Source organism: Frigoribacterium sp. CFBP9030 (genome assembly GCF_034045195.1).
Classification (GTDB): Bacteria; Actinomycetota; Actinomycetes; order Actinomycetales; family Microbacteriaceae; genus Frigoribacterium.
Genome location: NZ_JAXCWG010000026.1, coordinates 1 through 9,458 on the forward strand (window position 1 = coordinate 1; position 9,458 = coordinate 9,458).

At 71.7% G+C, this 9,458-nt stretch carries 5 protein-coding genes and 1 tRNA gene; 1 reads left to right on the forward strand and 5 read right to left on the reverse strand.

Translation table 11 applies throughout. The features are described from left to right. Positions 1–242 precede the first annotated feature (242 nt). Complete coding sequence (locus SOM13_RS15270) at positions 243–1,292, forward strand: hypothetical protein (RefSeq protein WP_320480208.1); 1,050 nt, start codon at positions 243–245, stop codon at positions 1,290–1,292. A gap of 172 nt (positions 1,293–1,464) precedes the next feature. Here SOM13_RS15270 and SOM13_RS15275 read toward each other — a convergent pair whose 3' ends face one another. The 5 genes from SOM13_RS15275 to SOM13_RS15295 all read right to left on the reverse strand — a co-directional run bounded on the left by SOM13_RS15275 (position 1,465) and on the right by SOM13_RS15295 (position 9,183). Beyond that, positions 1,465–3,456, reverse strand: coding sequence for an APC family permease (locus SOM13_RS15275; protein ID WP_414655458.1), 1,992 nt, complete (start codon positions 3,454–3,456; stop codon positions 1,465–1,467). A 99-nt stretch (positions 3,457–3,555) separates the two neighbouring features. Beyond that, positions 3,556–4,254, reverse strand: a complete 699-nt coding sequence (locus SOM13_RS15280) for a response regulator (protein ID WP_192060728.1) — start codon at positions 4,252–4,254, stop codon at positions 3,556–3,558. Then, entirely contained in the window at positions 4,251–6,815 is a 2,565-nt protein-coding gene (locus SOM13_RS15285) for a sensor histidine kinase (protein ID WP_320480209.1), read from the reverse strand. Before SOM13_RS15285 ends, SOM13_RS15280 begins: the two co-directional genes overlap by 4 nt. 204 nt (positions 6,816–7,019) lie before the next feature. Next, a tRNA-Ser gene (locus SOM13_RS15290) sits at positions 7,020–7,109 on the reverse strand. A gap of 349 nt (positions 7,110–7,458) precedes the next feature. Then, positions 7,459–9,183, reverse strand: a complete 1,725-nt coding sequence (locus SOM13_RS15295) for a glycoside hydrolase family 13 protein (protein ID WP_320480210.1) — start codon at positions 9,181–9,183, stop codon at positions 7,459–7,461. Positions 9,184–9,458: the final 275 nt, after the last annotated feature.

Genomic DNA, 9,458 nt, shown 5'->3' on the forward strand with positions numbered 1-9,458 from the left:
CCCGGCCCGCGCCGCCCCGCCCTGCCACCCAGCCCCGCACCGCCCCGCCCCGCCCCGCCCCAGCGATGAACCGCGTTCGCGAAGATGAACTGCGATCTATCGCGGTTCATCTTCGCGAACGCGGTTCATCGCGGCTCACAGGCCGACGAGACGACTCCTCCACACCGGCGTCCCGCCCGTCTCGGTACACAGCCCAGGAGGCGCGAGCCGGCCTGGCGACTCCGGGTCGCCACGATCGGTGCATGACGCCGACAGACCCCCGCCGCTGCCCGATCGTCTACGCCGCCGGCCATGGCGCCGGGACGAGAGAGCAGCGGCGCCTCCAGCTGAGGACGCTGCGAGGCGATCTCATCCGCATCCACAGGGGCGTCTACGTCGCAGCAGACGTCTGGAGCGGACTCGACGCGCGCGGACAGCATGTGGTCCTCACCCGAGCCGTGACCGCCGGCCTCGACGAACAGTGCGTCATCGGACACCACACCGCCGCGGCCGTATGGGGCCTGCCTCGCGTGCACGACGACTACGGCGACGTGGTGACCGTGTTCGACCCGAGACGCTCGACGACCAGCAGGTCCACGCACCTCCTGCGACGTCCCGGCATCGTGGCACCCGACGACCAGGTCGTGGATGACGGGCTGCGGCTCACGACCATCGAACGGACCGCGGTCGACGTCGCACGGACGGCGTCGTTCGCCGACGCGGTGCTCTGCGTCGACGCCGTCCTGCGGCGGCTCGTCCTGCCCCACGGCGATCGACCACTGGACCCGGTGGTCGTCCGAGCCCTCGATTCGCGGCGAGCCGATCTGCTCGGCCGGTTGGGCCCTCCGTCGCATCCCGGCAACCGCTCTGCGCGACGCGTCCTCGAATTCGCGTCGCCCCTGGCCGAGAGCGCCGGGGAGTCGTTGTTGCGCGTCGTCCTGTTCGAACTGGGCCTGTCGCATGTCGAGCTGCAACGGGTCTGCAGAGATCGGGGCCGCTTCGCCGGGCGATGCGACGCCTTCCTGGCCGAGCTCGGAGTGGCCATCGAGTTCGACGGCCACGCCAAGCTGACCGACCCCGAGATGTTGCAGGGACGGCGACCGGCAGACGTCCTGCGAGAGCGGAGTCGGCGGGACCGGCGCCTCCTCGGTGACCCCGCGATCCGCGTCGTCGTGCACTGCGAGTACATCGACCTCGTCCAGCCGGAGAGGCTCGCCGAACTCCTTCGATCAGCCGGGGTGCCGCTCGACCCCCGTCGCGTGACCGCGGCCGCTCGCATCGCCCGTCGGCGCTTCACGGGCATGACGTCATGAACCGCGTTCGCGAAGATGAACTGCGATCTATCGCGGTTCATCTTCGCGAACGCGGTTCATCGCGGGGCGGGGCGAGGCGAGGCGAGGCGGGGCGGGGCGGGGCGAGCCGGGGTAGGGCGAGCGAGGCGGGGCCGGGCCGGGGCGTGGCGAGCGCAGAGCGCCTGGCGCTGGGCTAGCTGACGTGCACGTCGGGGCGGCGCGAGCGGTGCGGCTCGGCCTGGCGCAGGACCTCGCGGGTGACGGGTGCGACCTCGCCGGCGCCCGTCACCAGGAACCTCCCCATGTTCGACAGCGGGCTGCCCTCGGTCCACTCGAAGTAGATGTCGGGCACGACGCCCGTCTCGTCGCGGATCGCCAGCAGAACCGACGCGATCGTGTTCGGCACCGCGCCGCTCGTCACGCGGATCACCCGGTACCCGTGCACGACGCAGCCGGTGACGACGAGGTCCTCCTCGAAGTCCGACGAGTCGCCGGGGTGCACCTCCAGGAAGATGACCGGCGAGCGCTGCGGGATGCCGCTGTACCGCCGCTCAGCGCTGAGCTTCTTCTTGTAGATCTCGGCGACCTCTCGCCCCGGCTCGTGCGCGATCACGCGGATCGACCCGTACTCGTCGGCGTCCTCACGCACGTACCCGAGCGCGGTGTCGTCGAACGAGATCGAGGTCGCCCGCAGCTGGAACGACCGGCGCACCCGCGAGAACAGCGACACGGCCATGATGCCCACGATGAAGATCGCCGCGATCTTGACGCCGTCGGGCCGCTCGACGACGTTGACGATGGTCGTGTAGACGAAGACCAGGGCGATGGCGCCGAAGCCGATCGTGCGCTTCGACTGGCGTGCGCGCCGAGCCGACAGGGTGACCGCGACGGAGGCGCTGGTGATCAGCACGAGCACTCCCGTCGCGTAGGCCCCGCCCTGGGCGTCGACGTCGGCGTCGAACACGATGGTGATGATGAAGGCCACGACGGTGAAGACGAGCACGAGCGGGCGCACGGCGCGCGCCCACTGCGGCGCCATGCCGTAGCGGGGCAGGTATCTCGGCACGAGGTTCAGCAGGCCGGCCATGGCCGAGGCCCCGGCGAACCACAGGATGCAGATGGTGCTGATGTCGTAGATCGTGCCGAAGCCGTTACCGAGGTACTCGTGCGCGAGGTAGGCCAGTGCGCGGCCGTTCGCCGCGCCTCCTGCCTGGAACTGCTCTTGAGGGATCAGCAGGGTCGTGACGAAGCTCGACAGGATGAGGAACGAGCTCATGATGATCGCCGCGGTGGTCAGCAGGCGGCGGGCGCCGCGGATGCGACCCGTGGGTCGCTCGGCGGTGTCGGTCGCGTCGCCGGTGATCTGCGGCATGACGGCGACGCCGGTCTCGAAACCGGAGAGGCCGAGCGCGAGCTTCGGGAACACGATCAGCGCGATGCCGACCATCACCAGAGGGTTGCCGTGCTGCACCGTGAGCGCCTGCCACCAGTTCCCGATCACGACGGTGTTCTCGGCGACATGGAAGATCGACACCGCGATGACGACGAGGTTCAGCGTCAGGAACACCCCGACGAGCACCACGGCGATGCCGATCGCCTCCTTGAACCCGCGGAGGAACACGGCGGCCAGCAGCGCGATCAGGAACAGCGTGATCGGCACCTCCGCCCCGTGGAACCACTCGGGCGTGAACGGGTTCTCGACGGCGTGGGCGGTCGCGTCGGCCGCCGACAGCGTGATGGTGATCATGAAGTCCGTCGCCGCGAAGCCCAGCAGCACCAGCACGAACAGCTTGCCGCCCCACCAGGGCAGCAGCCGCTCGAGCATCGCGATCGAGCCCTCGCCGCGGGGGCTCTCGCGGGCGACCCGGCGATAGACGGGCAGCGCGCCGAGCAGCGTGAGCGCGATGAGCACGATGGTCGCCAACGGCGACAGCAGACCGGCGGCGACCGCGGCGATGGCGGGCTGGTATCCGAGGGTCGAGAAGTAGTCGACGCCGGTCAGGCACATGACGCGCCACCACGAATGCGTCTTCTCGACCTTCTCGGCGTGGGGCCCCTGGTGGGCGCCCGAGTTCTCGGTCAGCCCGTCGAGCAGCCAGTTCCGGAGGCGCGAGTCATCCGGTCGCGTCGGCTGCGGTTCGAGCGCATCGCCGTCGCGACCGCTTCTCTCAGACACTGTGGACACGGCGGACCCTCCGATCGCACGCTCCGAGGCCGAAGCACGCGTGATCACACGTTAGGCGTGCGATCGGCTGCTCAGAGGGGGTCGAGCGTAGGGATTCCGTTAGGACTGCGGTTCGTCGGGTTCGAAGCGGTAGCCCATGCCGAGCACGGTCACGAGGTAGCGGGGCGACGCGGGCACGGGCTCGAGCTTCTTGCGCAGCTGGGCGAAGTAGAGGCGGAGGTAGCCGGTGTCCTTCGCGTGGAACGGGCCCCACACCTGCGTGAGGATCGTCTCGCGCGTGATCAGCTTGCCCGGGCTGTGCAGCAGCAGCTCGACGATCTTCCACTCGGTCGGGGTGAGCCGCACCGGCTCGCGGTTCGCGCCCCGCTCGACGGTCTTCGCCGACAGGTCGACGCGCACGTCGCCGAACGTCGTCACCGGATGCTCGTCGTCGGCTCCGCTCGGCAGCCGCCGGGTCTGCGCCCGGATGCGCGCCAGCAGCTCCTCCATCGCGAACGGCTTCGTCACGTAGTCGTCGGCGCCGGCGTCGAGCGCCTCGACCTTGTCGGCCGCGTCGGTGCGACCCGACACGACGAGGATCGGCACGGTCGACCAGCCGCGCAGCCCCGCGATGACCTCGACGCCGTCGAGACGGGGCATGCCGAGGTCGAGCATCACGAGATCGGGGTGCTCGGTGGCGGCCAGGTCGAGGGCCGTGCGGCCGTCGCCCGCGGTGACGATCTCGTAGCCGCGCGCGCCGAGGGTGACCTTCAGCGCCCGCAGGATCTGCGGGTCGTCGTCGGCGATCAGGATCTTCACGGTGCCTCCTCGCCGACCGTAGCCGATGCGGTCGACTCGACCCGCGCCTCCGGCGTAGGGATTCCGTGAGGATGCGCGACGGAGACCGCGGCGAGCGACACCACCATGGTCAGACCGCCGCCCGGGGTGTCGTCGAGCGACAGCGTGCCGCCCATCGCCTCGACGAAGCCCTTGCTGAGCGCGAGACCGAGACCGAGACCCGCGGCGTTGTCGGTGTCGCCGAGTCGCTGGAACGCCACCATGATCTCGTCGCGCCGATCGGCCGGCACACCCGGCCCACGGTCGACGACCCGGATCTCGACGCGGCCGCCGAAGACGCTCGACGAGATCCGCACCCGCTCGCCCGCAGGCGAGTAGCGCAGCGCGTTGTCGAGCAGGTTGACCAGCACGCGCTGCAGCAGCACGGTGTCGGCGCGCACCGGCGGCACCGCGACACGGAGCGAGAGCTCGACGTCGACGGGGCCGAGCCCCAGCTCGTCGAGGGCGCCCATCACGACCTCGTCGACGTCGACGTCGGCCGGGGTGACGGCCAGAGCGCCCGCCTGCACCCGACTGACGTCGAGCAGGTTCGTCACGAGGGTCGAGAGCGAGTCGAGACTCTCGTGCGCGGTCGACAGCAGCTCGTCGCGGTCGGCGTCGCTCCAGCGCACGTCGCTCTGACGCAGCCCGCTGACGGCCGCCGTCGCCGCGGCGAGCGGTCGGCGCAGGTCGTGTCCGACGGCCGCGAGCAGGGCGCTGCGCATCCGGTCGACCTCGGCGAGCGGCCCGACCTCGCCGGCCGTGCGGCTGAGGGCGGAGTGCTCGAGCGCCGCCTCGACCTGCGCCGCGACCACGCCGAGCAGACGCCGGTCGGCCGCGGTGACGTCGCCGGTCACCTCGAGAGCGGTCCCGTCGCCCACCGGGAGGCGCGTGACCGGGCCGACCACCGCCTCCTGCCCGGTGCTCTGCAGCTCCCGCTCCCCCGAGCCCGAGTCGGTCACGATGCGCACACGGCTGAGCCCGAAGGCCTCGCGGGTGCGCGTGATGACCGCCTGCAGCGCCCCCTCGCCGCGGATCACGCTGCCAGCGATCGTCGCCAGCAGCTCGGTCTCGGCGAGGGCACGGGCCGCCGCCCGCGATCGCCGCGCGGCCTGGTCGACGACCCAGCTGACCAGCGTCGCATTGACGAGATAGAGCACGACCGCCAGCAGATGCAGCGGTTGAGCGATGGTCAGGCTGTAGATCGGGGCGATGAAGTAGACGTCGAGGATGATGCCCGACAGCAGCCCCGCGAACAGCGCCGGCCAGAGACCGCCGGTCACCGCGACGACGAGCACGAGCAGCTGGAGGAGGAGGACGTCGCCGGCGATGCCGTCCTCCGTCCGGTTGTTCGTCAGCAGCCAGGTGAGCAGCGGCCCGCCCGCGAGGGCGAGCACGAAGCCGGCGATCACCCGGCGGGGCGAGAGGGCGCCGCCGAGCCGGGGCAGGCGCGATCGACCGCCCGCAGCCGAGTGGGTGACGATGTGCACGTCGATCCGACCCGACTCGCGGATCACCGTCGCCCCGATGCCGGGGCCGGTGAGCGCCGTGGCGAGACGCCCGCGACGACTGACCCCGATCACGAGCTGCGACGCGTTCGACGCCCGGGCGAAGTCGACGAGGGCGCGCGGAACGTCCGAGCCGACGACCTGGTGGTATGTGCCCCCGGCCTTCTCGACCAGGGCGCGTTGTGCCGCGAGGGCGCCGGGCTCGCCCTGCGCCAGGCCGTCCGGGCTGCTGACGTGCACGGCGATCAGCTCGCCGCCCGACGACCTCGCGGCGACGCGCGCGGCCCGCCGGATGAGCGTCTCGCCCTCGGGCCCGCCGGTGAGCGCGACGACGATGCGCTCGCGCGCCTCCCAGTGGCTGTCGATGCCGTGCTCGTCGCGGTAGGCCTTGAGCGCGCTGTCGACCTCGTCGGCGAGCCAGAGCAGGGCCAGCTCGCGAAGGGCCGTGAGGTTGCCGAGCCGGAAGTAGTTCGACAGCGCCGCGTCGACCCGGTTCGCGGGGTAGACGTCGCCGGCCGCCAACCGGTCGCGGAGCGCCTGCGGGGCGAGGTCGACGACCTCCACCTGATCGGCGGAGCGGAGAACCGCGTCGGGCACGGTCTCGCGCTGCCGCGCACCCGTGATCTCCTCGACGACATCGCCGAGCGACTCGATGTGCTGCACGTTGACCGTCGACACGACGTCGATGCCCGCGTCGAGCAGTGCCCGCACGTCGTGCCAGCGCTTCTCGTTCGTCGAGCCGGGGGCGTTCGTGTGCGCGAGCTCGTCGACCAGCGCCAGCTCGGGTCGTCGCGCGAGCACCGCCTCGAGGTCCATCTCGTCGAGCACGACGCCCCGGTACGTCCGCACGCTGCGTGGGACCACCTCGAGGTCGCCGATCATGGCCTGCGTCGCCGCACGCCCGTGGGTCTCGACGACGGCCACGACCACGTCCCTGCCCTCGGCGGCGAGCCGCGCGCCCTCCTCGAGCATCGTGTACGTCTTGCCCACCCCGGGCGCGGCCCCGAGCAGCACCCTCAACCGACCGTGCGTCATGCGGCCAGCATCGCACCTCCGGCGGTGCGGGCGGTGCCGGCCGGTGCACGAGCGGGCGGTGCGTGCGGTGCGTGCGGTGCGTGCGGTGCGTGCGGTTGCCCGTGCGGCCGGTGCGTGCGGGCCGCGCTCGGCGCCGGCATCGCGGGGGGAAAGCGAAGGACCCCGTGAACTGATCTGGCGAGATCACAACTCAACGGGGTCCAGCGGAGCCGGTGGGATTTGAACCCACGGTTCCCACAAAGGGAACTCCACCTTAGCAGGGTGGTGCACTAGGCCGAACTATGCGACGGCTCCATCACGCGCCGCAGAGCGAACGCGCTTCGGAAAGCATACCCGGAGTCGGAGTGGATGCCGAACCGCGCCTCCTCGGCGAGGTCACGGCACCCGCGGCTGCGGATTCACCCGTCTATCCCCCGTTCCGACGGGTGCATCGATTTTGTCCCCCCATCGGCGGACCAATAAAGTACCCCTTGCTGCCTTGCGGTGCCGCCCCTGATCCCGGCACCGCAGGGCTTCATGCGTGCCGGTTCGGGCCGCCGCATGAATCCCCGATCGCCCCGCCGAGCTGGTTACTCGTCGGGGCGATCTCTCCTCCGCACCGGAGGCCCACCGAGGAGGCGCGGGTCGAGGAGGCGCGGGTCGCCTACGCCCGCAGCCAGACCGCCGTCTCACCCGGCAGCACCGCGTCGGCACCATTGCCGGGGCCCTCGCCGGCGTCACCCAGCGGGCCGCTCGCGACGAGCACCTCGCCGGTCGGCATCGCCACAGGGGTCGGGCCGAAGTTGCAGACGACGTGCCAGCCGCCGGGGCGGGAGAAGTGCAGCACCTGAGGCTCCGCACCGGCCACGGCACCGGTGTCGGCCACCGCCTCCCAGGTCAGGGTCTCGTCGGTCTGCAGCTCGCGCCGCGCCGCGAGCGCCGCGCGGTAGAGAGACAGGGTCGAGGTCGGGTCGCCCTCCTCGGCCTCGACCGAGAAGTCGCGGAACCACGTCGGCTGCGGCAGGTGCGCCGGGCCGGGGCCGAAGCCGAACGACTCGCCCGTGCGCTCCCACGGCAGCGGCACGCGGCAGCCGTCGCGACCGACGTCGACGCCCGGGTTGCGGAAGAACGCCGGGTCCTGGCGCTGCGACTCGGGGATGTCGCCGACCTCGGGCAGCCCGAGCTCCTCGCCCTGGTAGACGTAGGCCGAGCCCGGCAGACCGAGCATGAAGAGCGACGCCGCCCGCGCGCGCCGCAGACCGCGCTCGGCGTCGACCTCGGAGGCGTCGCCTCCGGCGAGCAGCCACTCGGCGCCCTGCTTGATCTCGCGCCCGGCGAGGGGCGGCAGACCGTAACGGGTCGGGTGACGCACCACGTCGTGGTTCGAGAACACCCACGTGGTCGACGACCCCGACTCGTCGGCGGCCTTGAGGTTGTACGTGATGATGTCGTGGAACGCCGTGGCGTCGAAGTCGGCCTCGAGCAGGTCGAAGTTGAACGCCTGGCCGAGACCCTCGGCGCTGGCGTAGCGGGCGCGACGCGACGGCTCGACCCAGGCCTCGGCCACGGCCGTGCGGGGCGGATCGTACGAGTCGAAGACCTCGCGCCACGTGGCGTAGATCTCGTGCACCTCGTCGCGATCCCACACCGGGTGGTCGCCGTCGGCCTTCGGCAGGGCGTCGAGCTCGGCCTTCGAGGGCAGCGCCTCGGGCAGGCTCTTGGCGAGACCGTGGGCGACGTCGACACGGAACCCGTCGACACCGCGATCCGACCAGAACCGCAGCGTCGTCAGGAAGTCGTCTCGCACCTCCTCGTTGTCCCAGTCCCAGTCGGGCTGCTCGCTCGCGAACGAGTGCAGGTACCACTGACCGTCGGCGACGCGGGTCCAGGCCGGGCCGCCGAAGATCGAGGTCCAGTCCGACGGCGGCAGCTCGCCGTCCTCGCCGAGACCGTCGCGGAAGATGTAGCGGGCACGGGCCGGCGAGCCGGCGGGCGCCGCCAGGGCCTCCTGGAACCAGACGTGCCGATCGGACGAGTGGTTCGGCACGAGGTCGACGATCACCTTGATGCCGGCGCCGTGCAGCGCCGTGATCATCTCGTCGAACTGCGCGAGGGTGCCGATCTTCGGATCGACGTCGCGGTAGTCGTCGACGTCGTAGCCGCCGTCGGCGAGGGCCGACGGATAGAACGGGCTGAGCCAGACCGCGTCGACGCCAAGGGCCGTGAGGTAGGGCACCTTCGCGGTGATGCCGGGCAGGTCGCCGATGCCGTCGCCGTTCGAGTCGGCGAAGCTGCGCGGGTAGATCTGGTAGACGGCGGCCTGGCGCCACCAGGTCGGGTCGTCGGTCAGCAGCTCGGTCGTGGGCGTGGTCTGGAGCGAGTCGGTCATCGTGGAGCGGCGTCCTTTCGTGGGTGGAGCGGTGGGCGCGGGCACGCCGTCGTATCCCGGTTCGCGAACGCGGCGTCGGTGCCGCGGTCCGAGTCGTCCAGGTGTCTGGATTGAGACTCTAGATCGCCGTCCTGGCGGTCGCCGACACGGGCGCGGGCGTTGGCGCTGGCACGGGCCGGCCGACTCGACTCCGCGCGGCACGGCGCCGTGCGGTTCGGTTCGGCTCGGCGACGGGGCGCGGAGCGGCGCGGGGCGGCGCGGGGCGGCGCGGGGCG

Excerpts from the sequence above, each read along its gene's own strand:
- SOM13_RS15270 (WP_320480208.1), top strand. The coding sequence starts at position 243 with ATGACGCCGACAGACCCCCGCCGCTGCCCGATCGTCTACGCCGCCGGC.
- SOM13_RS15285 (WP_320480209.1), bottom strand. The coding sequence starts at position 6,815 with ATGACGCACGGTCGGTTGAGGGTGCTGCTCGGGGCCGCGCCCGGGGTG.
- SOM13_RS15295 (WP_320480210.1), bottom strand. The coding sequence starts at position 9,183 with ATGACCGACTCGCTCCAGACCACGCCCACGACCGAGCTGCTGACCGAC.